The sequence below is a fragment of the Microbacterium sp. BDGP8 genome (assembly GCF_029991045.1).
Classification (GTDB): domain Bacteria; phylum Actinomycetota; class Actinomycetes; order Actinomycetales; family Microbacteriaceae; genus Microbacterium; species Microbacterium plantarum.
Genome location: NZ_CP120712.1, coordinates 784,772 through 808,903, shown reverse-complemented (window position 1 = coordinate 808,903; position 24,132 = coordinate 784,772). Strand labels below are relative to the sequence as shown.

The following is a 24,132-nucleotide window of genomic DNA, read 5'->3' as shown; positions in this document are numbered from 1 at the left end:
GGCGAGCCATCTCAGAAGTGGTAGGGGTAGGGCGACCAGTCGGGGTCGCGCTTCTGCAGGAAGGCGTCACGCCCCTCGACGGCCTCGTCGGTGCCGTAGGCGAGCCGCGTCGCCTCGCCCGCGAACACCTGCTGGCCGACCATTCCGTCGTCGATCGCATTGAAGGCGAACTTCAGCATGCGGATCGCGGTGGGCGACTTGCCGAGGATCGTGCGGGCCATCGCGATCGCCTCGCGCTCGAGCTCGGCGTGCGGGACGACACGATTGACCGCGCCCATCTCGTAGGCGCGCTGCGCGGAGTACTCCTCCGCGAGGAAGAACACCTCGCGGGCGATCTTCTGGCCGACCTGCCGCGCCATGTACGCCGAGCCGTACCCGGCGTCGAACGACCCGACATCCGCGTCGGTCTGCTTGAACCGGCCGTGCTCGGCCGAGGCGATCGAGAGGTCGCACACGATGTGCAGGGAGTGCCCGCCGCCCGCAGCCCAACCCGGAATGACGGCGATGACGACCTTCGGCATGAACCTGATGAGGCGCTGCACCTCGAGGATGTGCAGGCGCCCGGCCCGGGCCGGATCGGCGACCGCGCTCTCGTCATCGCTGTACTTGTAGCCGTCGCGGCCACGGATGCGCTGGTCACCGCCCGAGCAGAACGCCCAGCCGCCGTCCTTCGCGCTCGGACCGTTGCCGGTGAGCAGCACGACGCCGATGCGCGGGTCCTGGCGCGCGATGTCGAGCGCGCGGTACAGCTCGTCGACCGTGTGCGGGCGGAAGGCGTTGCGCACCTCGGGACGGTCGAACGCGATGCGCGCGATGCGCCCGTCGGTCGAGACGTGAGCGGTGATGTCGGTGTAGGCGTCCGCCCCGGGGGCGAGCGACCATTCCGCGGGATCGAACAGTTCCGAGACCATGCCGCCAGCCTATGCCGCGGTGGGAGGATGAACGCGTGGACCCCGCCATGCCCCTCCCCTCCCTGGCCGAGCTGCTCGACCGATCGCACGTCGTGGCGCTGCCGCTGACGACGCGTTTCCGCGGCGTCGACGTGCGAGAGGCGCTGCTGCTCGAGGGGCCGGAGGGCTGGACGGAGTTCTCGCCGTTCACCGAGTACGACGACGGTGAGGCCGCGACCTGGCTGGCCGCCGCGCTCGAGTTCGGCTGGACCGCGATGCCCGCGCCGGTCCGCGAGCGCGTCGCCGTGAACGCCACCGTGCCGGCCGTCGCGGCCGAGCGCGTCGCCGAGGTGCTCTCGCGGTACGACGGATGCCGCACGGTCAAGGTCAAGGTCGCGGAGCGCGGCCAGGTGCTCGCCGACGACGTCGCCCGCGTGCGGGCGGTCCGCGAGGCGCTCGGCCCCGAGGGGCGTGTGCGGATCGACGCGAACGGCGTGTGGAACCTCGACGAGGCCGAGCACGCGCTCCACGCCCTGGCGGAGTACGACCTGGAGTACGTCGAGCAGCCGTGCGCGAGCGTCGAGGAGCTCGCCGAGTTGCGCCGCCGTGTGCGTTACATGGGAATTCCCATCGCCGCCGACGAGAGCGTCCGCAAGGCCGACGACCCGCTCGCGGTGGCGCGAGCCGGTGCCGCCGATCTGCTCGTCATCAAGGCGCAGCCGCTCGGCGGCGTCCGGCGTGCGCTCGCTCTGGTGGCAGAGGCGGGTCTACCCGCGGTGGTCTCGAGCGCCCTCGACACGAGCGTCGGCCTGTCGATGGGGGTCACCCTGGCGGCGGCCCTGCCTAACCTCGACTTCGACTGCGGCCTGGGAACGGCCTCCCTCTTCGTCGACGACGTCGCGACCCCCGCCCTGCGTCCGCTCTCGGGTGAGCTCGCGACCGGACGGGTCACGGTCGACCGGGATGCCGTCGCCGCGCTCGCCCCGTCCGCGGAGCGGCAGCGGTGGTGGCGCGAGCGGCTCGAGCGCTGCCACGCGGTGCTCGCACAGGCGCGCTGAGCGCAGGTCGCTCGGGCCTCAGGCGTCGAGGAGCGCGGTCGCGAGCTGCCCGATGCGCTCGTGCAGCAGCCGCGTCGTCTCGGGTTCGCCGAGCCCTTCGACCGCCGCCCGCTCGCACGTTGCATCGGAGAGGTCGACCATGAGCTGCGCGACCTCCGAGACCGGCAGCCGGAACCGCAGCTCGTAGACCTTCCGGATGTCGTCGACGATCACCCGGACCCGTTCGACGATGCCGTCCTGCAGGCGAAGGTACGCCTCGGCCATCCTTTCGTCGCGCAGAGCCTGCGTGCGCAGCTCGGACACCAGCCGGGGCTCCATGCCGGCGAGCGAGACGCCAACGACCTGGGGGACGAGCGAGGACGGGTCGGGCGCCGCGGTGCGGTCGAGGGCGCGCACGCGGTCGGCGACCAGGTCGAGCTTCTCGCTGGAGGACCGCTCGACCAGGGCGAGGAAGAGCTCGCCCTTGGAGTCGAAGTTCGAGTAGAAGGCGCCGCGCGAGAATCCGGCGCGGTCGCAGACGGCCTCGACCGACGCGGCATCCAGCCCCACCTCGGCGAACACCTCGGCGGCGGCGTCCAGCAGCCGGGCGCGCGTGTTCTCGCGACTGCGGGTGGCCGGGCGGGCCTCGGCATCCATGGTGCTCCTCGTGTTTCACACCGATCGTCCAGCCTGATCGATGGGTGATCAACCTAGGATACATTGGTGTATCGGATACAGCGCTGTATCGAACAACCATGACGATCGATCAGACCTGGAGCGCCCGTGTCCACACTCCTGTTCACCCTCGGACGCTGGTCGTTCCGTCACCCCTGGCGGGTCCTCGTCTCGTGGCTGCTGATCCTCGTCATCGCCGGCGGCGGAGCGGCGCTGCTGAACAAGGGCACCGACAACTCCTTCTCGATCCCGGGGACCGAGGCGCAGGAGGGGCTGGAGTTGCTGAACCGCACGTTCCCCCAGGCGAGCGGCACGAGCGCGCAGCTCGTCGTCGTCGCCCCCGAGGGAGACAGCGTGCGCGACGAGCCGTTCGCCGGCGAGATCGCCGACACCGTGACCGCGTTCGGCGACCTGGGTGATGACGTCCTCGCCGTGACCGATCCGTTCGACCAGACGGTCTCCGGCCTGGTCTCGGAGGACGACCGGGCCGCGATCGTCCGCGTGCAGTTCGACGGCGAGGCGACCTCGGTCAGCGCAGAGACGAAGGACGCGCTCACCTCGGTGGCCGACCGGATGCGGGCGGACCTACCCGACGGCACGCAGATCGCGCTGGGCGGTGACCTGTTCTCGACCTCGATCCCGGCGCTGTCGATCGTCGAGGTGATCGGTGTGCTGGTGGCACTGTTCGTCCTCATCGTCACGTTCCGCTCATTCGCCGTCTCGTGGTTCCCGCTCGTCAGCGCTCTCATCGGGGTCGCGCTCGCGACGGCGATGATCTTCGTGGCGACGCAGTTCGCCTCGGTGTCGTCGACGACCCCGCTGCTGTCGGTCATGCTCGGCCTCGCCGTCGGCATCGACTACTCGCTCTTCATCGCCGCCCGACATCAGGACCAGGTGCGTGCGGGCATGGACCCGGAGGAGTCCGCCGCCCGTTCGACCGGAACCGCGGGATCGTCCGTCGCGTTCGCGGGCATCACGGTGCTCATCGCACTGATCGGGCTCAGCTTCGCCGGCATCCCCTTCCTCACGACGATGGGCATCGCTGCAGCCGTTGCCGTCGCGATTGCCGTCGTCGTCGCCGTCACCCTCACTCCCGCGCTCCTCGGTTTCGCCGGAGCTCGTGTCGCCGGTTGGCCCCGCCGAGCGAAGCGGTCGCGGAAGCGACCGGCCGCGCCCCGTCGATCGTTCTCGGAGCGCTGGGTGCGCGGCGTCACGCGGCATCCGCTCGTCACCACGATCGCGGTCATCGCGGGTCTCGGCGTCGTCGCGATCCCGTCAGCGAGCCTGACCCTTGCCCTCCCCAACGCGGGGGTGCAGCCGCTCTCGAGCGAGGCCCGGCAGGCGTACGACCTCACCGCCGAGCACTTCGGTCCCGGCGCGAACGGTCCGCTGATCATGACCGGGACGATCGTCACCTCGAACGATCCGCTGACCCTGATGCAGGACATCGGCGATGACATCGCCACCATTCCCGGGGTGAAGGAGGTCGCGCTCGCCACCCCCAACGAGACCGCCGACACCGGGCTCGTGCAGATCGTGCCCGAGACCGCACCCGACTCCCCCGAGACGGCCGACCTCGTGCGCGAGTTGCGGGCACAGCACGACCGCCTGCTCGACGAGTACGGTGTCGACCTCAAGGTCACCGGGTTCACCGCCGTGGGTATCGACATCTCCGATCGGCTCGGCGAAGCCCTGCTGCCCTTCGGTGTCTTCGTCGTCGGGCTCTCGCTCATCCTGCTGACGATCGTGTTCCGATCGATCTGGGTGCCGATCAAGGCCGCGCTCGGATATCTGCTGTCGGTGCTCGCCGCCTTCGGCGTCGTCGCCGCCGTCTTCGAGTGGGGCTGGTTCGCCGACCTGCTGCACGTCACCCGCGAGGGGCCCGTGATCAGCTTCATGCCGATCATCCTCATGGGCGTCCTGTTCGGCCTCGCGATGGACTACGAGGTCTTCCTCGTCTCGCGGATGCGCGAGGACTACGTCCACGCCCGCCGCGACCGGGGCGGCCGCGCGGATCGCCTCACCGCCGTCGGGGCTGTCCGCTCCGGTTTCACCTCGTCGGCGCGCGTCGTCACGGCCGCGGCGGTGATCATGTTCGCCGTCTTCGCCGCGTTCGTCCCCGAGGGCGACTCGTCGATCAAGCCGATCGCACTGGGGCTCGCCGTCGGCATCGCCGTCGACGCATTCCTCATCCGCATGACGCTCGTGCCGGCCGTCATGGCGCTGCTCGGTGAGAAGGCGTGGTGGATGCCGCGCTGGCTCGACCGCGTCCTCCCCCACTTCGACATCGAGGGCGAGGCCGTCGAGCGCGAGCTCTCGCTGCGCGAGTGGCCGGAGCGCAACACCTCCGCCGCCCTGGTCGGAGAGGATGTCGCCGTCCACGCCGACGACGACGGCCACGCGGCGGTCTTCTCCGACGCGACCTTCCGGGTCGAGCCCGGCGAGTCGCTCGTCGTCTCCCACCCCGATCCGCGCGTCGGCCGCGCCTTCGCCCTCGCCGTCTCCGGGCGGCTCCGCGTCGACGGGGGGCTGCTCCGCGTCGGCGGGCACCTGCTGCCCGAGCGGGCGCCGTGGGTCCGCTCGCACGTCGGCCTCGCGCTGCTCGACGACACGACCGACCCGGTGGCCGAGCTGCGTCGCGCCACCTCGGGCGGAGCGACGATCGTCGTGGTCGACGGACTCGACGCCCTCGCCGGCGCTGACCGCGATCAGGCCGCCGCGGTGCTCCGCGATGCGGCATCCGACCTCGACGAACGCCACGCGGGGGCCGGTGCCCTCACCGTCGTGGCGATCGTCCGGCGCGAGCTCGGCGTGCTCGACATCCTCGCTGAGGCCCATCGCCCGGCGCCCCACACCCTCCCCCTGCACGGCGGTGCATCCGCGACATCCGCGTCCGAACCGTCGCACCCGAACACCGAGGTGATCCCGTCATGACCCTGTTCATCGAGCGCGCCCGCTCGCGCAAGCCCGTCACCTGGCTCACGATCGTGGGCGTCATCCTGCTGCCCGTCCTCATCGGCGGCGTCTTGGTCGCAGCGCTCTACAACCCCGTCGAGCGCCTCGACAACATGCGGGCGGCGATCGTCAACGACGACCAGGCGGTCGAGGTCAACGGTCAGCTCGCGCCCCTCGGCCGGCAGCTGACCGCCGGTCTGGTCGCCGGGTCGGACGAGGTCCCGAGCAACCTGGACTGGGTCATCTCGAACGACGAGGACGCCCGGGCCGGGCTCGCCGACCGCACCTACGACGCCGTCGTCACGATCCCGAGCGGCTTCTCGGCCGCGGCCACCTCGACCGCCCCGGGCGGCACGCCCGAGAAGGCCACCATCCGGGTCGACACCGCCCCGGACAGCCTCGTCGTCGACGACGCCATCACGGCGCAGATCACACAGGCGGCCACCTCGCTCATGGGCTCGCAGCTCTCGACGGTCTATCTCGAGAACGTGTTCCTCGGCTTCACGACGCTGGGAGATCAGCTCGGAGATGCCGCCTCGGGCGCCCGACAGCTCGCCGACGGCGGGCGGCAGGCAGCCGACGGCGCCACGCAGCTCGCCGACGGTGCGGGCCAGTTGGCCAGCGGTGCGGGCACCCTCTCGGACGGGGTCGGCCAGCTCGCGACCGGTGCCTCGCAGCTCTCCGACGGGGCCGCGGCGACCCAGACGGGCCTGACGACCTGGGCGCAGGGCGCGCGCACCCTCGCCGGCGGAACCAACGAGTTCGCGACCCAGCTGTCGCAGTCGCTGAGCGGGCTGAGCGTTCCCGAGATCCCCGCCGAGGCCGTTGCCGGAGCGCAATACCTCGCCGAGAACTCCGACCGCATCGCGACCGGCGTGACGCAGGCCGCCGACGAGCTCGCGGCCGTCGCGGCGAGCTGCGAGGCCGACGGTGGATCGGCGCAGGTCTGCGACGCCCTTCGCGCCGTCTCCGCGCGCACGCAGAGCGCCCTGCCCGAGGTCACCGGTGCGATCGGTCAGTCCGGTCAGATCGCCGGACAGGTCTCGGGACTGGCGGCCTCCGCGCCCGAGCTGATCTCCGGTCTGCAGCAGGCCGCCGGTGCGGCGACGCAGCTCGCGAACGGCATGACCGAGCTCGCCGACGGTGCCGACGCTCTCGCAGCCGGAGGCGGCCAGCTGGCCTCCGGCGCCTCGGCCCTCGCCGCGGGTGCCGGATCCGCCGCCGACGGCGCCGCGCAGCTGTCCTCCGGCGCCGGCGAGCTGGCGGGCGGTGCGACCGACCTCGCCACCGGCGTCGGAACCGTCGCCGACGGCACGGGCACCCTCGCCGACGGCCTCGACACCGCGACGGCGGCGCTGCCGTCGTACACCGACCAGCAGGCGACCGACCTCGCGAGCGTCGTGGCCGCCCCCGTCGAGGCCGAGGGGCTCGGGCCCGACCTGTTCGGCGCCTCGGCCATCCCGCTGCTCACGGGCCTCGCCCTGTGGCTCGGCGCGATCGGATCCTTCGTCGCGCTGCAGTCCGTCCCCCGCGGCGCGCTGACCTCACGTCGCCCGTCGTTCCTGCTGACGCTGCGGGCCTTCGCCCCCGCCGCGGTGGTCGGGCTCGTGCAGGGCGTCCTGGTCGCGGTGGTCGTGCAGCTCGCGGCCTCGTACGACCCGTGGACGTGGGCCGCGTTCGCCGGACTCTCCGCCCTGGCGGGTGTCGCCTTCGCCGCCGTGAACCAGGCCCTCGTCGCGCTGCTCGGCGGAGCGGGCCGATGGGTCGCGGCCGGTGTCGCCGTGCTGGCGGTGGCCACGGGAGTCGTCTCGACCGTGCCCGGAGTGCTGTCGCAGATCGCGGGGCTGCTGCCGACGGCATCCGCCTACCAGGGCCTGCTCGCGGTGCTCACCTCGGCCGGAGGTGGCGGAGCCGCGGTTGCGGGGCTGCTCGTGTGGACGGCGATCTCACTCGTGGTCACGGTCATCGTCACGGCCCGGGCGCGCACGACCTCGGTGCGCGACGTGCTGCGCCCCGCCGCCGTCTGACTCGCTCCGCCCCGCCTTCTCTTGAGGCGGGGCGGAGCGAGTGAGTTGGCAGTTCACGCCCCCTCGAGCGAAAGGAATGGGCGCATGCTGCCAACCGAGCCGACGCCCCGCACCCCGGCGAGGTTGAGTTGGCAGTTCACGCCCCCTCCCGCGACGGGAATGGGCGCCCGCTGCCAACCGAAGCGACGCCGCGCACCACGGGCGACTCCCAGCTGGCAGTTCACGCCCCCTCCAGCGACGAGAACGGGCAGCTACTGCCAACCGAAGCGACGCCGCGCACCGCGGGCGACTCCCAGCTGGCAGTTCGCGCCCCCTCCCGCGACGGGAATGGACACATGCTGCCAACCGAGCCGACGCCCCGCACCCCGGCAAGGTTCAATTGGCAGATCACGCCCTCTCCCGCGACGAGAATGGGCGCCTGCTGCCAACCGAGCCGACGCCGCGCACCACAGGCGACTCCCAGTTGGCAGTTCGCGCCCCCACGCGCGACGGGAATGGGCACACGCTGCCAACCGAGCCGACGCCCCGCACCCCGGCAAGGTTGAGTGGGCAGTTCACGCCCCCTCCAGCGACGAGAATGGGCGCCTGCTGCCAACCGAAGGCGACTCCCAGCACCCCGGCGAGGGGTCAGCTCAGGCCGCTGTAGGCGTGCAGACCCTTGAAGAACTGGTTGACGATGATGAAGTTGAACAGCACCGCTGAGAAGCCGACGATCGACAGCCAGGCGCTGCGGTTTCCGCGCCAACCGCGCGTCGCGCGAGCGTGGATGTAGCCGGCGTAGAGCACCCAGATGACGAAGGTCCACACTTCCTTCGTGTCGAAGCCCCAGTACCGGCCCCACGCGTCGTTGGCCCAGATCGAGCCGGCGATGAGGGTGAAGGTCCAGAAGATGAAGCCGATGATCGCGAAGCGGTAGGCGAGCGACTCGAGGGCGTCGGCGCTCGGCAGCGTACGCAGGAACCGCGCACCGTCGCGCTGCGGAGCGGATCCCGCGGATGCCGCATCCCCAGCCTCGGCGCTGACCCGAGCGATCGCGCGTGCCTCGCGTCGCGCCTGCATGAGCTGCACGATCGACAGGGCGAACGCGAGCGCGAAGAACGCCGACGCCAGCGAGGCAACGAAGACGTGGATGACGAGCCAGATCGACTTCAGCGGGTCGGCGAGCGGCACCACCGCGACGTAGAAGTTGAGGACCGAGCCGCCGAGCAACACGACCGCGAGCCCCGTGATGAAGGTACCGAGGAACCGGAGGTCGTACCGGAAGAGCACGACGAGGTAGACCATCACCACGAGGAGCAGCCCGGTGAGGGCGAACTCGTACATGTTCGACCACGGCACCCGCTCGGCGGCGATGCCGCGCAGCACGGTCGCTCCGAGGTGGAAGAGGAACCCGATCCAGGTCAGGGTCGTGCCCATGCGCGCCCACAGCAGGCGCGGGCGGTCGGCGGGACGGGCGTTGAGCGCGAGCTCGGCCTGCGCCTCCGCGGCGCGGATCTCGCCGATCGTCCGCGCACCGCCTGCGGCGACGAGGGCGGGAGCCGCCGCCGCGGCGGGGACGGAGTCTTTCGTCTTCAGCGCGAGGTCGGAACGACGAGCCAGATCGATCGCGTAGGCGATGAAGGCGAGCGCGTAGACAGCCACCGCTGTCCAGACGAGCAGGACCGAGACGGCATCCAGCGACAGGTCTTCGGGCATAATCCTCAGTTTACGTCGGGCGCTTGCGCGCGGGCGGGGCGGGGACGGCGCGGACGCTCGGCCTCGGGCGGCAGCTCGACCTCATCGCGCCCGAGGGCGGCGAGGTGACTGCGGGAGATGTCGGCGACCGCCTGCGCGATCGCGGGGTCCTCGCCGCGGGCGAGGCCGGCGTACTCCAGGCGGATCGCTCCGTCTACCGGGGTCGCCTTGACCCACAGGCGCCGCCGCGGCACGAAGAGCCCCGCGAGCAGGCCGAGGGTGGCGAGGATCGCGAAGACGAGCACGAACGGCGCCCCCACGTCACGGTGGATCGACAGCGAGACGTAGCGCTTGACCGCCTCCTGAGCGCCGGATGCGCGCTGGTCCTCGAAGGTCACGGTGCCACGACCGCCCGGGAGGTCGACGGTCTGACCGGGTTCGAGCTCGAGCGACGCGGCCTCCGCGTCGCCGCCGGCGATCTGCTCCATGCCGGTCGGGTCGAGCGTGTAGACCGAGCGGGGCGTCCCGTCGTCGATGCCGAGGTCGCCCTCGTAGACACGGAAGGTCACGAGCGGGTTGGTGAGGTCGCCGTAGGCGGAGGCGATGGCCCCCGTCTCGAGCGTCGCTGCCGTCGGGTAGAAGAAGCCGGCGAATCCGAGCTGCTTCGGCATCCCGTCGGCAATCTTGACGACGCCGATCGAGGTCATGTTGTTGTCCTGCGGCAGGAACGGCACGTCCTCGCTGAACACGACCTCGCCGGCGGCGTCGCGGACGGTGATCGTGGGGGCGTAGCCGTTGCCCATCAGATAGACGCGGTCACCCTCGATCCCGTAGGGGTGGTTGACACGCACCTCCCCGTCGCGCGGCTCCTGCCCGGGCTCGGTCACCGTGAGGTGGGCGAGGAAGTCTCCGGCCATCCCGTGACCCGGTCCCCCGCTGAACGGGCCGTACGTCACGTCGAACTTGTCGAGGGTCAGCGAGTACGGCGGCATCTGGTCGGTGTCGACGAAGCGGCCCGGGTTGAACGAGGTGTACCCGAGACCGAGCGAGTTGACGAACGTGTCACCCTCGACGATGACGGTCTGACCCGTGTACGTCAGCCCGCCGCCGATGCCGACCGAGATCAGCACGCCCACGAGCGCACCGTGGAAGACGAGGTTGCCCGTCTCGCGCAGATAGCCCCGCTCGGCCGAGACGGATGCGACCTGGCCCGAGTCGTACCGCTCGACGCGGTAACCCGACTTGCGCAGCTGTCGCTGAGCCTCGTCGACGGCCGCCGACGCCGCGGCCGCGGCATCCTCGTCGTCGCGCAGGGCGACTCCGACCGTGCGGTGATCGGCCAGCCGTGACAGGCGCACGGGGGTGCGGGGCGGGCGCGACTTCATGGCCTGCCAGTGGTGCTTCGTGCGCGGGATGACGCACCCGACGAGCGAGACGAACAACAGGATGTAGATCGCCGAGAACCACACCGAGGTGTAGACGTCGAACATCTGCAGCGCATCGAGGATGGGGTACAGATCGGGGTTGTCGGTGCGCCACTGGGTGACGCCGTTGGGGTCGGCGCTGCGCTGCGGCACGATCGACCCCGGGATGGCCGCGATCGCGAGCAGGAGCAGCAGGACCAGCGCCGTGCGCATGCTCGTCAGCTGCCGCCAGCCCCACCGCAGCCACCCGACGAAGCCGAGCTGGGGCTGGGTGATCTCGCGGTCGCCGTCGGCGGGTTCGGCCGCGGGAGCGGCGTCGGAGTGGTCGCCCGGTCGCAGCGGCGCCGAGGGATCGGCCTGGTCAGAGGAAGGTCGGGACACCGGCCACCACTCCTTGGAAGACGGACATGATCGTGGTCCAGACGCCGGTGACCATCAGCAGGCCGAGGACGACGAGCAGCGCTCCCCCGGCGATGTTCACGACGCGGATGTGGCGGCGCACGAAGGCCACCGAGCGGGTGGCCCAGCTCGCGCCCAGCGCCAGCAGGACGAAGGGGATGCCGAGGCCCAGCGAGTACGCCACGGCGAGAACCCCGGCGCGGGTCGGGTCGGCTTGGCTGAGGGCGATCGAGAGGATCGCGGCGAGGGTCGGACCGATGCAGGGCGCCCAGCCGATGCCCATCGCGATGCCGAGCAACGGCGCTCCGGCGAGGCCGAGGTTCTGCCGCAGCTGCGGCCGGTAGATCCGCTGCGCGAAGCCGAACATGCCGACGAACACGAGCCCCAGGACGATCACGACGGCGCCGAGGACGCGCGTGATGACCTCCTGGTACTCGAAGAATGCGCGGCCGATCGTGCCCGCGAAGACGCCCATCGCGAGGAAGACCACGGTGAACCCCGCGATGAACAGCCCGACACCGAGCAGGAGGCGTCCGCGGCCCGGCGCGGACGTCGGGGAATCCGCCGAAACGCGGACCGATCCGGCGGCATCCTCCGAGCTTCCCGACATTTTCCGAGCTTCACCGCGGCTGGCGACCCGCTCAGCGGGCTCGCGCGGCGTGACCGCGCTGCCAAGGAAGCCCAGGTAGCCGGGGACGAGCGGCAGCACGCACGGCGACAGGAACGACACCAGTCCCGCGAGCACGGCGATCGGCACCGCGAGCCACAGGGCTCCGCCGAAGACGATCTCGCCCGGGTTCACGACGATCCCGCGACGGCGCCCGCCTTCGCGGCGTCCTCGACGAGGGTGCGGAGGATGCCGGCATCCCGCAGCTGGCCGACGATGCGGGCCGCGACGCGCCCTTCGGTGTCGAGCACGAGCGTCGTCGGCGCCGCCTGGACAGACGCGGATGCCGCGAGCGCGAGCTTCAGCTCGCTGTCGCCCTGCATGAGGAGCGAGGGGTAGCTGATGCCGTAGTTCCGCTCGAAGGCCGACGCCTGCTCGGGACCGTCGTAGATGTTGACGCCGAGGAACTCCGCGCCGACCTCCTGCGTATCGGTGTAGACCTCTTCGAGCAGCGGCGCTTCGGCGCGGCACGGGCCGCACTGCGCGTACCAGAAGTTGAGGACGAGCGGCTTGCCGGCGTAGTCCGCGCTCGAGATCGTCGAGCCGTCGACGGCCGTGCCGCTGAACGCGATCGGAGCGCCGCGCTCGGCCTCGGGGATCTCGGTGGTCGTGCCATCGCCCGAGATGAACCCCTTGTTGTCGCCGTCGCGGTACTGCCCGGCGAGGTCGTCGTTGGGGCTCGAGCAGGCGGCGAGGCCCGCCGCGAGTCCGAGTGCGAGGACGGCGGCCACAAGGCGGCGCTTCATCAGACTGCTCCTACATCGACGGCGCCCGCGGTCGATGCGGGCTCGGCGTACGCGACCTCGCGCCACGCGGCGCGCTCTCCCCCGTCGGAGAGCTCGAAGCTCGTGACGCTCGAGAGCGCGCATCGGCGCCGACGCGGGTCGTGGCGCAGCGGCTCGCGGGCGACCGCGAGGTGGGTGATCCAGATCGGCAGCTGGTGCGAGACGATCACCGCATCGCCCGAATCGGTCGAGTGCCACAGGTCGCGCATGGCCGCATCCATGCGCGCGACGATCTCGAGGTAGGGCTCACCCCAGCTCGGAGTCGCCGGCGTGCGCAGGTGCCACCAGTTCCAGGGGTTGACGAGGGCGTTGCGCATGCGCCGACCCTCGAAGACGTTGTGCGGCTCGATGACTCGTTCGTCGATGACAGGATCGAGGCCGAAGAGCTCGGTGAAGGGCTCGGACGACTCGCGCGTGCGCTGCAGCGGCGACGACATCAGGGCGGTGACCGGGCGGTCGAGCGACGCGACGTGCTCGGCGGCCGAACGGGCCATGCGCCGTCCGTCCTCGCTCAGTCCGAAGTGCGGCAGCCGTCCGTAGAGCACGCGCTGGGGGTTGTGAACCTCACCGTGGCGCACGAGATGGAGACGGGCTGCGGGCACGGTCTCCAGTCTACGGCGGCGGCTCCTATGCGGACCCTGAGCGCCCGATCGGCCGGCAGCCGGTGGGTCAGGATCCCTCGGCGCTCGGCTCCGGTGCCGGCCCCGCGCCCGCGGCTCGATCGCGACGCAGATCGCGCACGCGCTTCACGACGAACCAGACGATGAGCACCGCGACGACGACGATCACGATCAGCTGGAAGGTCTCGGCGTAGCGCTCGACGATGTGCCAGTTCTCGCCGAGGAGGAAGCCGGCCATCACGAAGATCGAGTTCCAGATCAGGCTTCCCGCGGTGGTGAGCAGGCCGAACTTCCACCAGTGCATCCGCGCGACCCCGGCTGGGATCGAGATGAGGCTGCGGAACAGCGGCACCATCCGTCCGAAGAACACCGCGATCGAGCCGTGCTTCTCGAACCAGTGGACCGACCGCACGACGTCGTCGCCGGTCACCAGCGGCATCCGGTCGGCGATGCGGCGCAGCCGGTCCGCTCCCAGCCAGCGGCCGAGGAAGTACAGGATGTACGCGCCGAAGACCGACCCGAACGTGGTCCACAGGATCGCCTCGGCGAGCGTGAAGGATCCGCGTGAGGCCGCGAGCCCGGCCATCGGCAGGACGACCTCACTGGGGATCGGCGGGAACAGGTTGTCCATGCCGACCGCGATCGCCGCCCCCGCCGGCCCGATCGTGTCCATGAGCGAGACGGTCCAGTCGGCGAGCGTGGTCAGCCACGACCCGCCCTCGTCTGCGGAGGCCTCCGACGCGTGGGCGTAGGCGGTGCGGGTCATGACGGTCATCGGGTGCCTTCGCGCTCGGTGATCGGATGCCCGGCCGGGCCCCGCGCACAGCCTAGGACGGCAACGTCGGAGATTGCTGGACGCGTAGACTCTCCCCTCGTGAGTGAACGCGTTCTCGTCCAGCAGCTGCAGGCCCGCCCCGACGGCCCCGTTTCGGTGTCCGGATGGGTCGAGACCGTCCGCGATCAGAAGAAGGTGCAGTTCGTCATCCTCCGCGATGAGACCGGCGCCGTGCAGCTGGTCAACCCCGCGACGCGCCCGGCCGAGGACGGCAGCGAGCAGGATGCCGCGGCCCTCGCCCTCACCGAGCTGATCTCGAACCTCTCGACGGGCACGTTCCTCACCGTCACGGGCGAGCTCAAGCACGACGAGCGCGTCAAGCTCGGCGGCGTCGAGATCAAGATCGGCGCCCTCGACATCGCGGCCGCCGCCCTCCCCGAGACGCCCATCGCGGCCGACTCCGGTCTCGACAAGCGCATGGACTGGCGCTTCCTCGACCTGCGTCAGCGCCGCAACAACCTGATCTTCCGCGTGCAGACGACGCTCGAGCACGCGATGCGCACGTACTGGATCGAGCGCGACTACATCGAGATCCACTCCCCCAAGCTCATGGCCTCCGCTTCCGAGTCGGCCGCCGAGCTGTTCGAGGTGCCCTACTTCGAGGACAAGACGGCGTACCTCGCGCAGAGCCCGCAGTTCTTCAAGCAGATGGCGCAGTCGGCGGGCTTCGGCAAGATCTTCGAGATCGGCGACGTCTTCCGCGCCGACCCGTCGTTCACCTCGCGGCACGCGACCGAGTTCACCTCGATCGACGCCGAGATCAGCTGGATCGACTCGCACGAGGACGTCGCTGCGATGCAGGAAGAGCTGCTGCAGTTCGCCTTCCAGGCCGTCAAGGACAAGCACGGCGACGAGATCGCCGAACTGTTCGGTGTCGAGGTACAGGTTCCGCAGACCCCGTTCCCCCGCATCCCCCTGGCCGAGGCCCGTGAGATCGTCGCGGCACGCGGCTACGACATCCCGCGCACCGACGGCGACCTCGACCCCGAGGGCGAACGCCAGATCTCGGCGCACGTGCTCGAGACCTACGGTCACCAGTTCGTCTTCATCACCGACTACCACCCCGAGATCCGCGCTTTCTACCACATGCGCGACGAGGAGACCGGGCTGACCAAGTCGTACGACCTGCTCTTCAACGGCGTCGAGATCACGACCGGCGCGCAGCGCGAGCACCGCGTCGACGTTCTCATCGAGCAGGCGAAGGAGAAGGGTCTCGACCCCGAGCACCTCGACTTCTACCTCGACTTCTTCCGCTACGGCGCCCCGCCGCACGGCGGCTTCGGCATGGGCCTCGCGCGCGTGCTGATGCTGCTGCTCGGTGAATCGTCGATCCGCGAGGTCACGTACCTCTTCCGCGGGCCGACGCGCCTCGCCCCGTAACACAACACCCCACGCACCCGGCAAGCGCTCAGGCAGCGTCCGCCGCCGCCCGTATCGTGGCTTCTCCCGTGACGGAAGGAGTACGACGTATGTGGGACGGGTGGATGGAGTTCGCCATCGCGGTGCTGGTGGGTCTCGCGGTCGCCGTGGTGATCGCTGTGGTCGCTCATGTGGCGCTGAGCATCGCCGCGCGACGGCAACGCTGGCCGGAGGTGCTCGGCCGCCGCTCGCGCGCGCCGTTCCGTTCGCTGCTCGTCGCCATCGTCCTGTGGGCCGCCGTGCAGGCCGCCTTCCCCGACGAGCTCTGGCGGTCGGCCCTGAGCCAGCTGCTGACGATCGTCATCATCGCCGCGAGCGCCTGGCTGCTCGCCTCTCTCGTGCTGGTCGTCACCGACATCGCGCTCGGCCGTTACCGCATCGATGTGCCGGACAACCGCGTCGCCCGCCGTATCCGCACGCAGATGCTCATCGTGCGGCGTCTGGCCGTGGCGATCATCATTGTGATCGGCCTCGGCGCGGCCCTCCTGACCTTCGACTCGGTGCGGGCGGTGGGGGCGAGCGTCCTGGCCTCCGCGGGTATCGCGTCGGTGGTCGCGGGACTGGCCGCCCAATCGGTGCTCGCCAACGTCTTCGCGGGGCTGCAGATCGTCTTCAGCGACGCTCTGCGCGTCGACGACGTCGTCGTGGCCGACGGCGAATGGGGCCGCGTCGGAGAGATCACACTCAGCTACGTCGTGCTCGACCTGTGGGATGACCGCCGGCTCGTCCTCCCCTGCACCTACTTCACCACGACGCCGTTCGAGAACTGGACGCGGCGCGGCTCCGAGCTGCTGGGGGCCGTCGAGATGGATCTCGACTGGAACGTCTCGCCCGCCGCGATGCGCGCGCACCTGCACGACGTGCTCGAGAAGACCGACCTCTGGGATCGCCGGACGTCGGTGCTGCAGGTGACGGATGCCGTCGCCGGCTACGTCCGCGTGCGCATCCTGGTCACCGCGAAGGACGCTCCCACGCTGTTCGACCTCCGCTGCCTCGTGCGCGAAGCGATGGTCACGTGGGTGCAGCGCACGATGCCGCAGGCCGTTCCGGTTCAGCGGATCGTCATGTCGGATGCCACGGCCCCGGGGCACCACACCGACCACCCGATCACGCACGACCCCACCCCGACCAACGACGGGCTCTTCACCGGCAGTGCCGAGGCCGAACGACGGGCGAGCACGTTCACGAACGCGATCCCGGTGGTCATGACGGACGAGCTCGCCGAGCGCGATCGGCGGAACTGAGACCCCCTCGGGGCGAGCCGGTTGAGGCCGGGTGGCTCAGACCTCGAAGTCGACCGAGATGCGACTCGCGACGACGCCGCGGACGAAGGCGGCGACCTCCTGGTGAGCCGGGTGCACCTGGTACGCCTCGAGACCGGCGACATCGTCGAAGTCGGCGACGAGGGCGACGTCGCCGTTGACATCGGCGTAAGCCGCGTTCGGCCCGATGCTCAGCGAACGGATCGAGGGGACGACACCGACGAGACCCTGGATGCGGCGCGCCACCTCGGCGGCGTGCTCGGCCCGGGTCTCGGGGTCTTCGGCGGCGAGCTTCCAGGCGACGACGTGGCGGATGGTCATGCGGACTCCTCGGTCGGGGTCGGGGTTTCGTCGGTCAGCGCGGCGCGCAGCCGGTCGGCCGACACGCGCCAGTGCGCGTGGAGGCGGTCGTCGATCAGCACGACGGGGATCTTCTCCCACCACTGCTCGAAGAGCGCCGGGTCGTCGAAGATCGACCTCTCGACGACCTCGACGTCCGCTTCACCGGGCAGGTCGGCCACGACGGTGTCGACGATCTCGCGGGCGACGTCGCAGAGGTGGCAGCCGGGCTTGGAGATGAGCGTCAGCGTGGACATCGGTGGCGCGCCGCTGTCAGCGCTCGAGCTCGAAGCCGCGCGAGGCCCACTCGCCCGTGCCGCCGGTGACGTTCGTGGCGTCGTAGCCGCGTGCCTCGAGGGCGGCGACGACCTGGGCCGACCGTCCGCCGGCCTGGCAGATGACATCGAAGGCGCCGTCGGGCAGCTCGTCGATCCGCTCACCGAGCTGCGACATCGGGATGCTGATCGCGCCGGGGACCCGTCCCGCGGCGAACTCGTGATCCTCGCGGACGTCGATGAGGGGGATGTCGCGGCCCGCGCGGAGCTCGTCGATGGTGATGGATTTCATGCTCGTTCCTCCACGTTCAGCCTAGGCCGCGGCGCAGTGGGGCGGCCGCATCCGGAAAGCACGAAGCGCCCCTCGGCCGGAGCCGAATGGGGCGCTCAGTGACGTCGCCGCGACTTACTTCTTGTTGCGGCGCTGGTGGCGAGTCTTGCGAAGCAGCTTGCGGTGCTTCTTCTTCGCCATGCGCTTGCGGCGCTTCTTGATGACAGAACCCACGGAAAACCTCACTATGTCAGGGTCTGGACGCATCTCGTCTGCGTCCGGGAACAGGCACCTCGCGAAAAATGCCTCGGATCAGTCTAGCCGACGTCGGCGATCGGCCGTTGCACGGCGTCGCGAACGGCAGATTCGGGCACGCGATAGCTCCGACCGAAGCGGACAGCCGGCAGCTCGCCGGAATGCACGAGGCGATACACCGTCATCTTCGACACCCGCATGATCTCGGCCACCTCCGCAACGGTGAGGAAGCGCACATCGGGCAGCTCGGCCATCGTCATCCCTTTCCCCCGGATGCGAACACTCTAGGGGCGCGGCGCGACGCGTGTAAACCGGAGTGACACGTGTTGCGGACCGGGCACGGATCCCGCCGTGTCAGCGACCGGAGCGCTTGCCGAACACGCTCGTGACGGCGTGCTTGGCGGATGCCGCGGCCCGGCCGACGAGCTCGGCCGCAGCCACGGCCTGTTCGGGGAGGGCGGCGACGGGCTCGGCGTCGTAGGCCTCGGAGGACAGGAAAGGGACGAGCCAGTCGTCGACGACGTCGAGCGGCTCGGGCGACAGGCTGTAGTACCGGTGCTGCCCTTCCTCTCGGACCGTGACGAGCTCGGCACCCCGGAGGACCTTCAGATGCTTGGAGATCGTCGGCTGGCTCACCCCGAGCTCACTGACGATCTGCGAGACGCTCGTGCCGGACGAGCGGGGATCGGAGTCCCGATCGAGCAAGAGCCGCAGGATGTCCCGACGGGTACCGTCGGCGATCACGTCGAAGATGTCCGCCATGCCATCAGGTTAGTCGGCGCACGCGCCCGAGTACCATGACATCGGCACCGACCTACTGCGGCGCCGGGAGCAGCAGCTGCGATCGTGGGGAGGAACACGCATGGCGGACAGGTCCGTCGGCGCGATCGTCCTCCACCGCCTCGGTGGTTTCGGGCGCAGCGCCTGGGACGCCGGGCGTGATCTGGCGACCGCGTCGCCGTCTCGGTTCGCGGTGCTGATCTTCTCGACGCTGATCCTCGTCTTCACGACGCTGTTCTCCCTGCCGGCGGCATCCGCATCGGGCCGGGCGACCCCGTTCGCCGACGCACTGTTCACCGCGGTGTCGACGATCTGCGTCGCGGGGCTCGCGACCGTCGACATGGCCACGCACTGGTCGCCGTTCGGTCACGTCCTGATCTACATCGGCGTCAACGTGGGTGCGCTCGGCGTGCTGACCCTCGCGTCGATCCTCGGCCTCGTCATCTCCAAACGCCTCGGTCTGCGCGCGAAGCTCATCGCCGCCGGCGACAGCAATCCGATGCGCGCGCACGGCGGTCCCGTCAACGAAGGTCAGGCCGTCCGCCTCGGCGAGGTCGGCTTGCTGCTGCGGACCGTCGCGCTATCGACGCTCGTCATCGAGGCGGGGCTGGCGATCCTGCTGTATCCCTCGCTGCTGTTCGGCGGCGTCGATCCGCTCACCGCGCTGTGGGAGGCCCCGTACTACGCGGCGATGGCCTTCACCAACACCGGCTTCTCACCGAATGCCGAGGGCCTGCAGCCGTTCGCCCAGGACTACGTGATGCTCACCGTGCTCATGGCGGGGGTGTTCCTCGGCTCCATCGGCTTCCCGGTGATCTTCACGCTCTGGCGCCACCAGTGGCACGTGCGGGCGTGGTCGCTGCACGCGAAGCTCACGATCATCACCACGATCATCCTGTTCTTCACCGGCGCCGGAGTCTTCCTGCTCCTCGAGTACGACAATCCGGCGACCTTCGGGTCGATGGAGGCGTGGGACACCACGTTCCAGGCGTTCTTCATCTCGGCGATGACCCGGTCGGGAGGCTTCTCGATCATCGACATCGGCGAGATGCACGGCTCATCCCTCATCGTCGGATCAATGCTCATGTTCGTCGGCGGCGGCTCGGCCTCGACGGCGGGCGGCATCAAGGTCACCACCCTCGCGGTGCTCGCCCTCGCCGTGTGGTCCGAGGCGAAGGGGCGCCCGTCGGTGCAGGTGTTCCGCCGCCGCATCCCCAGCGACGTGCAGCGCGTCGCGCTCTCGGTCGTCGCCTGGAGCGCCACGATCGTCGCGATCGGCACCGTCACGATCGCGCAGATCACCAAGGCCCCCGTCGACGAGGTGCTGTTCGACGTCATCTCCGGGTTCGCGACCGTCGGCCTGTCGACAGGCTTGACGGCCGAACTGCCCGACCCCGCGGTGTACGTCATGGCCCTCGTCATGTTCATGGGCCGCGTTGGTACAGTGACTCTCGCTGCAGCGGTGGCCGCGGCATCCCGTTCGCAGTTGTACGCCCTGCCCGTCGAAAGGCCGATCGTTGGTTGAGCAGATCCGAAGCGACGCTCCCGTCCTGGTCATCGGGCTGGGGCGCTTCGGTGCCGCCTGCGCGGGAGAGCTCGACCGCCTCGACCGCGAGGTGCTCGCGATCGACGACAACCTCGAGCTCGTCCAGAAGTGGTCGGAGCGCGTCACGCACGCTGTGCAGACCGACGCCCGCAACCTCGACGCGCTCAAGCAGATCGGTGCGCAGGACTTCCAGGTCGCCGTCGTCGCCGTCGGCTCGTCGATCGAGGCGTCGGTCCTCATCACCGCGAACCTCGTCGACCTGAAGGTCCCGCAGATCTGGGCGAAGGCGGTCTCGCAGTCGCACGGCAAGATCCTCGCCCGCGTCGGCGCCAACCATGTCGTGTACCCCGAGCGCGAGGCCGGCGAGCGCGTCGCGCACCTCGTGAGCGGGCGCATGCTCGACTTCATCCGTTTCGACGACGACTTCGTGCTCGCGAAGATGTACCCGCCGAAGTTCATCCGCGGCGTCGGCCTCAACGAGTCGGGCGTGCGGACGAAGTACCGCGTCACGGTCGTCGGCGTGAAGAGCCCCGGCAAGCCGTTCCGCTATGCCGAGGCCAACACCGTCGTGACCAACCACGACCTCATCATCGTCTCGGGCACCAACTCCGACATCGAGCGCTTCGCCTCCCTCGACCGCTGACCCGGTTTGGTCGCCGCGGTGTCGCGGTGTGCCGGGGTCAGGCGCCGGCGGCGAGCTCGCGGGCGCGGGCCAGCGCCGCGTCGGTCGCGCGGGCGAAGACGTCGTCGAGGCGGGCCTCCTGCAGCACGGCGATCGCCCGCTCGGTGGTGCCCTTCGGGCTCGTGACGCGTCGGCGCAGCTCCGCCGGGTCCTCCCCCGAGGAGTCCAGCAGGGCGGCCGCACCGATGAACGTCTGCTCGGCCATCACCCGCGCCTCGGGCTCGGCGAAGCCCTTGTCGATCGCGGCGCGGGTGAGCTCCTCGATCAGCAGGAAGACGTAGGCGGGGCCCGAGCCGGAGATCGTCGAGAGGGCGTCGATCTGCGCTTCCGGAACCTCGACGACGACGCCGCACGTCTCGAACAGCGCACGCACGGTCGCCCGGTGATCGTCGGATGCCGCGGGGCCGGCGGCCAGCCCGGTGACGGCCTTTCCGACGACGGCGGGGGTGTTGGGCATCGACCGGATGACTGCGACATCCGACCCCAGGATCCCGGCGAAGGTGTCGATCGTGACGCCCGCGGCGAGACTCACCACCACCACCCCCGGGCGCAGCACCGGCGCGATCTCGCGCAGCAGGTCGGGCACCATCGCGGGCTTGACGCCGATCAGGACCACATCGGCCGCGGCGGCGGCATCCGTGTTGCCCGTGGGAGTGTCGGCGAGCGCGACGCTCGTCACTCCCGGCAGGTCGGCGAGGGCGGCGGCCTTCTCGGCGGTGCGGTTGGTGACCGTCACTCCCCCGGCCGCGGCGCCCGAGGCCACGAGCCCCGACAGCACCGCACCTCCCATCGAACCGGCTCCGAGGATGGCGATCGGGGGCAGGGCGACGAGGTCGGGCATGCGGCCATCTTAAGTCCGGCCGTTTCCCAGCGGAGGGAACGGGCGCGAGGTAGAGTCGAAGCGTCCGCGGGCGCGGAGGCGCTCGCCGCGCAGAGCAGAGCGAAGGATCCCGCCATGCCCCTCTTCGACGGCATCACGCCACGCACCATCGAGACGTCGCGCCTGGCGGTGAACATCCTCGAACGCGCTGCAGACGACCCCGAGACGCCGGCCGACCGCACGCTCGTGCTGCTTCACACGGCTCCCGGGTCGAGCCTGTTCTGGCAGGAGATCATCGAAGACCTGCCGAGCGACGTCCGCCCGATCGCCATCGACCTCCGTGGCTTCGGCGACACCGAACGGCTTCCCGTCGACGCGACCCGCGGCGTCCGCGACTTCTCGGACGACGTGCGGGCGACGCTCGAGGCTCTGGGCCTCGATGCCGTGCACCTCGTGGGCTGGGGCCTGGGTGCCGCGGTCGCGATGCAGTACGCCCTCGATCACCGGGTGCTCTCGCTGAGCCTGCTCTCGCCCGTGTCGCCGTACGGCTTCGGCGGTACCCGACTCGACGGCACGCGCCTGACCGACGATGACGCCGGATGTAGCGCGGGCGCCGTCAGCCCGGCCCTCGTCGACCGCCTCACGGCTCGCGACGCGGGCGACGACGAGGGCACCGCCCGTTCGTTCTTCCGCACGTCGTTCGTCTCGCCCGACTACGAGTCCGACAACGAGGACACGTGGGTCGAGGCGATGCTCACGACCTCGACGGCCGAGGGCAACTACCCCGGCGACAGTGTTCCGAGCGAGAACTGGCCCGGCTTCGCCGCGGGCCGGCTCGGCGTTCAGAACGCCCTCGCCCCGGGACACTTCGACGTCTCGTCGATCGTGGACCTGGCGGCCGGTTACGACGCTCCCCCGATCCTGTGGGTACGGGGCGGCGCCGACGTCATCGTCGCCGACGGCTCGTTCGCCGACAGCAGTCACCTCGGCGAGATCGGCGCGATCCCCGGCTGGCCCGGCGTGGAGGCCGCACCGGCTCAGCAGATGGTCGCGCAGACCCGTGCCGTGTTCGAACGGTACCGCGAGGCGGGCGGTCAGGTGACCGAGGTGGTCATCGAGGGCGTCGGGCACGCCGTGCACCTCGAGCGCCCGGGCAAGGTGCGCACCGCGATCCTGTCGACGATGGGCTACCTGGGAACGCCCATCTCGCCGGCTCCCCCGACCGAGGCGATCATCCTCAGCTCCTGGGACTGACCGGGCCCGTCATCGTTGCTGCGCGAAGAACGTGCGCAGCAGCGCCGACGACTCCGCGGAGCGCACGCCCGCGACGACCTCCGCCCGCACGGGCAACCGACGGTCGCGCACGAGGTCGTACTGCGACCCGGCGGCTCCGGCTTTGTCGTCCCACGCCCCGAAGACGAGTCGCGAGACGTGCGCCTGGAGCATCGCGCCCGCGCACATGATGCAGGGCTCGAGCGTCACGGTGAGGGTGCACCCCGACAGGTTCCACGACCCGGTCGCGGCCGCCGCGGCGCGCAGCGCGACCACCTCGGCATGAGCGGTCGGGTCGCCGGTCTCCTCGCGGAGGTTCCGGCCCTCGCCGATCACCGTGCCCGCGGCATCCGTCACGACCGCGCCCACGGGGATGTCGCCGGCCGCCGCAGCCGCCTCTGCGAGCTCGAGGGCGCGCGCCATGCTGCGGATGTCGCCAGCGGATGCCGTGAGGGTCACCGCACCAGCGTAGAGCCGAGGACACACGGGCCGTCCGCGTAGGATCATCACATGCGTGTTCACGTCGCCGACCACCCCCTCATCACCCATAAGCTCTCGGTCCTGCGCGACAAGAACACCACGTCGCCGGTGTTCCGCCAGCTCACCGAAGAGCTCGTCACCCTGCTCGCGTACGAGGCCACGCGCAACGTCCGCACCGAGCAGGTGGAGATCGAGACCCCGGTGACCCGGACGACCGGTCTGGCGATCGCGAAGCCGCGTCCCCTCGTGGTGCCGATCCTGCGGGCCGGGCTGGGCATGCTCGAAGGCATGACCAAGCTCCTCCCCACGGCCGAGGTGGGCTTCCTGGGCATGGCACGCAACGAGGTCACGTTCGAGCCGACCACCTACGCGGAGCGCCTGCCCGACGACCTGAGCGACCGCCAGTGCTTCGTGCTCGACCCGATGCTCGCCACGGGCGGGTCGCTGGGGGCCGCAATCGACTTCATCTTCAAGCGCGGCGCGCAGGACGTCACCGCGATCTGCATCCTCGGTGCTCCCGAGGGCCTTGCTGCGATCGAGAAGCAGGTCGGCGACCGCGACGTGACCCTCGTCCTCGGCTCGCTCGACGAGCGTCTCGACGAGCGTGGCTACATCGTGCCCGGTCTCGGCGACGCCGGCGACCGCCTCTACGGCACCGTCGACTGACCCGCGCCCGCACCTGCACCCCACCCGGGGCATCGAGCGCACCTCCGCGAATGAGGCGCAGTTCAAGCTGCGCCTGG

Annotated in this window: 25 protein-coding genes; 9 read left to right on the top strand and 16 right to left on the bottom strand. The window is 70.5% G+C overall.

Features of this window, described 5'->3' with window-relative positions; genetic code table 11:
- Positions 1 to 11: 11 nt before the first annotated feature.
- Positions 12 to 911: a 1,4-dihydroxy-2-naphthoyl-CoA synthase gene (locus tag P6897_RS03820; protein WP_114588152.1), complete on the bottom strand. Its 900-nt coding sequence runs from the start codon at positions 909 to 911 to the stop codon at positions 12 to 14.
- Positions 912 to 958: 47 nt separating this feature from the next.
- Between P6897_RS03820 and P6897_RS03815 the strand changes: the two genes are divergently transcribed.
- Complete coding sequence (locus tag P6897_RS03815) at positions 959 to 1,948, top strand: o-succinylbenzoate synthase (RefSeq protein WP_282502545.1); 990 nt, start codon at positions 959 to 961, stop codon at positions 1,946 to 1,948.
- Between the two features lie 18 nt (positions 1,949 to 1,966).
- Here the strand turns inward: P6897_RS03815 and P6897_RS03810 are convergent, their stop codons facing one another.
- Positions 1,967 to 2,584, bottom strand: a complete 618-nt coding sequence (locus P6897_RS03810) for a TetR/AcrR family transcriptional regulator (RefSeq protein WP_282502148.1) — start codon at positions 2,582 to 2,584, stop codon at positions 1,967 to 1,969.
- A gap of 126 nt (positions 2,585 to 2,710) precedes the next feature.
- Here P6897_RS03810 and P6897_RS03805 point away from each other — a divergent pair, with 126 nt between their 5' ends.
- The gene (locus P6897_RS03805) at positions 2,711 to 5,536 is read left to right on the top strand and encodes an MMPL family transporter (RefSeq protein ID WP_282502146.1); all 2,826 of its coding nucleotides are present in this window, start codon (positions 2,711 to 2,713) and stop codon (positions 5,534 to 5,536) included.
- Complete coding sequence (locus P6897_RS03800; RefSeq protein WP_282502145.1) at positions 5,533 to 7,584, top strand: YhgE/Pip family protein; 2,052 nt, start codon at positions 5,533 to 5,535, stop codon at positions 7,582 to 7,584. The genes P6897_RS03805 and P6897_RS03800 overlap by 4 nt, the downstream gene beginning before the upstream one ends.
- Positions 7,585 to 8,211: 627 nt before the next feature.
- Here P6897_RS03800 and ccsB read toward each other — a convergent pair.
- The 6 genes from ccsB to P6897_RS03770 all read right to left on the bottom strand — a co-directional run bounded on the left by ccsB (position 8,212) and on the right by P6897_RS03770 (position 13,928).
- On the bottom strand, positions 8,212 to 9,279 hold the full coding sequence (ccsB, locus tag P6897_RS03795; RefSeq protein WP_282502144.1) for a c-type cytochrome biogenesis protein CcsB: 1,068 nt from the start codon (positions 9,277 to 9,279) through the stop codon (positions 8,212 to 8,214).
- Between the two features lie 5 nt (positions 9,280 to 9,284).
- A complete protein-coding gene (locus tag P6897_RS03790) occupies positions 9,285 to 11,063 on the bottom strand; it encodes a cytochrome c biogenesis protein ResB (RefSeq protein ID WP_274178463.1) in 1,779 nt (592 codons plus the stop codon).
- The gene (locus tag P6897_RS03785) at positions 11,044 to 11,883 is read right to left on the bottom strand and encodes a cytochrome c biogenesis protein CcdA (protein WP_282502143.1); all 840 of its coding nucleotides are present in this window, start codon (positions 11,881 to 11,883) and stop codon (positions 11,044 to 11,046) included. Before P6897_RS03785 ends, P6897_RS03790 begins: the two co-directional genes overlap by 20 nt.
- Positions 11,880 to 12,494, bottom strand: coding sequence for a TlpA disulfide reductase family protein (locus tag P6897_RS03780; protein WP_282502142.1), 615 nt, complete (start codon positions 12,492 to 12,494; stop codon positions 11,880 to 11,882). Before P6897_RS03780 ends, P6897_RS03785 begins: the two co-directional genes overlap by 4 nt.
- A complete protein-coding gene (locus P6897_RS03775) occupies positions 12,494 to 13,135 on the bottom strand; it encodes a histidine phosphatase family protein (RefSeq protein ID WP_282502141.1) in 642 nt (213 codons plus the stop codon). The genes P6897_RS03780 and P6897_RS03775 overlap by 1 nt, the downstream gene beginning before the upstream one ends.
- 67 nt (positions 13,136 to 13,202) lie before the next feature.
- On the bottom strand, positions 13,203 to 13,928 hold the full coding sequence (locus tag P6897_RS03770; RefSeq protein WP_274178461.1) for a DedA family protein: 726 nt from the start codon (positions 13,926 to 13,928) through the stop codon (positions 13,203 to 13,205).
- 99 nt (positions 13,929 to 14,027) lie between these two features.
- On the opposite strand from P6897_RS03770, the gene aspS reads away from it, so the two are divergent.
- Both aspS and P6897_RS03760 read left to right on the top strand, forming a co-directional pair.
- The gene (gene aspS, locus P6897_RS03765) at positions 14,028 to 15,368 is read left to right on the top strand and encodes an aspartate--tRNA(Asn) ligase (RefSeq protein WP_064956100.1); all 1,341 of its coding nucleotides are present in this window, start codon (positions 14,028 to 14,030) and stop codon (positions 15,366 to 15,368) included.
- A 104-nt stretch (positions 15,369 to 15,472) separates the two neighbouring features.
- A complete protein-coding gene (locus tag P6897_RS03760) occupies positions 15,473 to 16,651 on the top strand; it encodes a mechanosensitive ion channel family protein (protein WP_282502140.1) in 1,179 nt (392 codons plus the stop codon).
- 36 nt (positions 16,652 to 16,687) lie between these two features.
- Here the strand turns inward: P6897_RS03760 and P6897_RS03755 are convergent, their stop codons facing one another.
- The 6 genes from P6897_RS03755 to P6897_RS03730 form a co-directional block, all read right to left on the bottom strand.
- Positions 16,688 to 16,990, bottom strand: a complete 303-nt coding sequence (locus P6897_RS03755) for a Dabb family protein (protein WP_112616703.1) — start codon at positions 16,988 to 16,990, stop codon at positions 16,688 to 16,690.
- Entirely contained in the window at positions 16,987 to 17,265 is a 279-nt protein-coding gene (locus P6897_RS03750) for a glutaredoxin family protein (protein ID WP_274178459.1), read from the bottom strand. The genes P6897_RS03755 and P6897_RS03750 overlap by 4 nt, the downstream gene beginning before the upstream one ends.
- Positions 17,266 to 17,281: 16 nt before the next feature.
- Positions 17,282 to 17,575 (bottom strand): rhodanese-like domain-containing protein, encoded by a 294-nt coding sequence (locus P6897_RS03745; protein WP_269267353.1) that lies wholly within the window; start codon positions 17,573 to 17,575, stop codon positions 17,282 to 17,284.
- A gap of 114 nt (positions 17,576 to 17,689) precedes the next feature.
- Positions 17,690 to 17,788 (bottom strand): AURKAIP1/COX24 domain-containing protein, encoded by a 99-nt coding sequence (locus tag P6897_RS03740; RefSeq protein WP_003792170.1) that lies wholly within the window; start codon positions 17,786 to 17,788, stop codon positions 17,690 to 17,692.
- Between the two features lie 83 nt (positions 17,789 to 17,871).
- Complete coding sequence (locus P6897_RS03735; protein ID WP_094262527.1) at positions 17,872 to 18,063, bottom strand: helix-turn-helix domain-containing protein; 192 nt, start codon at positions 18,061 to 18,063, stop codon at positions 17,872 to 17,874.
- A gap of 100 nt (positions 18,064 to 18,163) precedes the next feature.
- The gene (locus P6897_RS03730) at positions 18,164 to 18,571 is read right to left on the bottom strand and encodes a metalloregulator ArsR/SmtB family transcription factor (protein WP_023952229.1); all 408 of its coding nucleotides are present in this window, start codon (positions 18,569 to 18,571) and stop codon (positions 18,164 to 18,166) included.
- 100 nt (positions 18,572 to 18,671) lie between these two features.
- Between P6897_RS03730 and P6897_RS03725 the strand changes: the two genes are divergently transcribed.
- Both P6897_RS03725 and P6897_RS03720 read left to right on the top strand, forming a co-directional pair.
- Positions 18,672 to 20,114, top strand: coding sequence for a potassium transporter TrkG (locus tag P6897_RS03725; protein ID WP_112616695.1), 1,443 nt, complete (start codon positions 18,672 to 18,674; stop codon positions 20,112 to 20,114).
- Positions 20,107 to 20,778, top strand: coding sequence for a TrkA family potassium uptake protein (locus P6897_RS03720; RefSeq protein ID WP_023952231.1), 672 nt, complete (start codon positions 20,107 to 20,109; stop codon positions 20,776 to 20,778). Before P6897_RS03725 ends, P6897_RS03720 begins: the two co-directional genes overlap by 8 nt.
- 37 nt (positions 20,779 to 20,815) lie before the next feature.
- Here the strand turns inward: P6897_RS03720 and proC are convergent, their stop codons facing one another.
- Entirely contained in the window at positions 20,816 to 21,658 is an 843-nt protein-coding gene (gene proC, locus P6897_RS03715) for a pyrroline-5-carboxylate reductase (RefSeq protein ID WP_274178457.1), read from the bottom strand.
- Positions 21,659 to 21,772: 114 nt separating this feature from the next.
- Between proC and P6897_RS03710 the strand changes: the two genes are divergently transcribed.
- Positions 21,773 to 22,891: an alpha/beta hydrolase gene (locus P6897_RS03710; RefSeq protein ID WP_282502137.1), complete on the top strand. Its 1,119-nt coding sequence runs from the start codon at positions 21,773 to 21,775 to the stop codon at positions 22,889 to 22,891.
- Between the two features lie 9 nt (positions 22,892 to 22,900).
- Here P6897_RS03710 and P6897_RS03705 read toward each other — a convergent pair whose 3' ends face one another.
- The gene (locus P6897_RS03705; RefSeq protein WP_282502544.1) at positions 22,901 to 23,332 is read right to left on the bottom strand and encodes a nucleoside deaminase; all 432 of its coding nucleotides are present in this window, start codon (positions 23,330 to 23,332) and stop codon (positions 22,901 to 22,903) included.
- Between the two features lie 87 nt (positions 23,333 to 23,419).
- Here P6897_RS03705 and upp point away from each other — a divergent pair, with 87 nt between their 5' ends.
- The gene (gene upp / locus P6897_RS03700) at positions 23,420 to 24,055 is read left to right on the top strand and encodes a uracil phosphoribosyltransferase (protein WP_023952235.1); all 636 of its coding nucleotides are present in this window, start codon (positions 23,420 to 23,422) and stop codon (positions 24,053 to 24,055) included.
- Positions 24,056 to 24,132 lie beyond the last annotated feature (77 nt).

Coding starts and splice junctions, on each gene's coding strand:
- P6897_RS03820 (WP_114588152.1), bottom strand. CDS start 911: ATGGTCTCGGAACTGTTCGATCCCGCGGAATGGTCGCTCGCCCCCGGG.
- P6897_RS03815 (WP_282502545.1), top strand. CDS start 959: ATGCCCCTCCCCTCCCTGGCCGAGCTGCTCGACCGATCGCACGTCGTG.
- P6897_RS03810 (WP_282502148.1), bottom strand. CDS start 2,584: ATGGATGCCGAGGCCCGCCCGGCCACCCGCAGTCGCGAGAACACGCGC.
- P6897_RS03800 (WP_282502145.1), top strand. CDS start 5,533: ATGACCCTGTTCATCGAGCGCGCCCGCTCGCGCAAGCCCGTCACCTGG.
- ccsB (WP_282502144.1), bottom strand. CDS start 9,279: ATGCCCGAAGACCTGTCGCTGGATGCCGTCTCGGTCCTGCTCGTCTGG.
- P6897_RS03780 (WP_282502142.1), bottom strand. CDS start 12,494: ATGAAGCGCCGCCTTGTGGCCGCCGTCCTCGCACTCGGACTCGCGGCG.
- P6897_RS03770 (WP_274178461.1), bottom strand. CDS start 13,928: ATGACCGTCATGACCCGCACCGCCTACGCCCACGCGTCGGAGGCCTCC.
- P6897_RS03760 (WP_282502140.1), top strand. CDS start 15,473: ATGGAGTTCGCCATCGCGGTGCTGGTGGGTCTCGCGGTCGCCGTGGTG.
- P6897_RS03755 (WP_112616703.1), bottom strand. CDS start 16,990: ATGACCATCCGCCACGTCGTCGCCTGGAAGCTCGCCGCCGAAGACCCC.
- P6897_RS03750 (WP_274178459.1), bottom strand. CDS start 17,265: ATGTCCACGCTGACGCTCATCTCCAAGCCCGGCTGCCACCTCTGCGAC.
- P6897_RS03745 (WP_269267353.1), bottom strand. CDS start 17,575: ATGAAATCCATCACCATCGACGAGCTCCGCGCGGGCCGCGACATCCCC.
- P6897_RS03735 (WP_094262527.1), bottom strand. CDS start 18,063: ATGGCCGAGCTGCCCGATGTGCGCTTCCTCACCGTTGCGGAGGTGGCC.
- P6897_RS03730 (WP_023952229.1), bottom strand. CDS start 18,571: ATGGCGGACATCTTCGACGTGATCGCCGACGGTACCCGTCGGGACATC.
- P6897_RS03725 (WP_112616695.1), top strand. CDS start 18,672: ATGGCGGACAGGTCCGTCGGCGCGATCGTCCTCCACCGCCTCGGTGGT.
- proC (WP_274178457.1), bottom strand. CDS start 21,658: ATGCCCGACCTCGTCGCCCTGCCCCCGATCGCCATCCTCGGAGCCGGT.
- P6897_RS03710 (WP_282502137.1), top strand. CDS start 21,773: ATGCCCCTCTTCGACGGCATCACGCCACGCACCATCGAGACGTCGCGC.
- P6897_RS03705 (WP_282502544.1), bottom strand. CDS start 23,332: ATGGCGCGCGCCCTCGAGCTCGCAGAGGCGGCTGCGGCGGCCGGCGAC.
- upp (WP_023952235.1), top strand. CDS start 23,420: ATGCGTGTTCACGTCGCCGACCACCCCCTCATCACCCATAAGCTCTCG.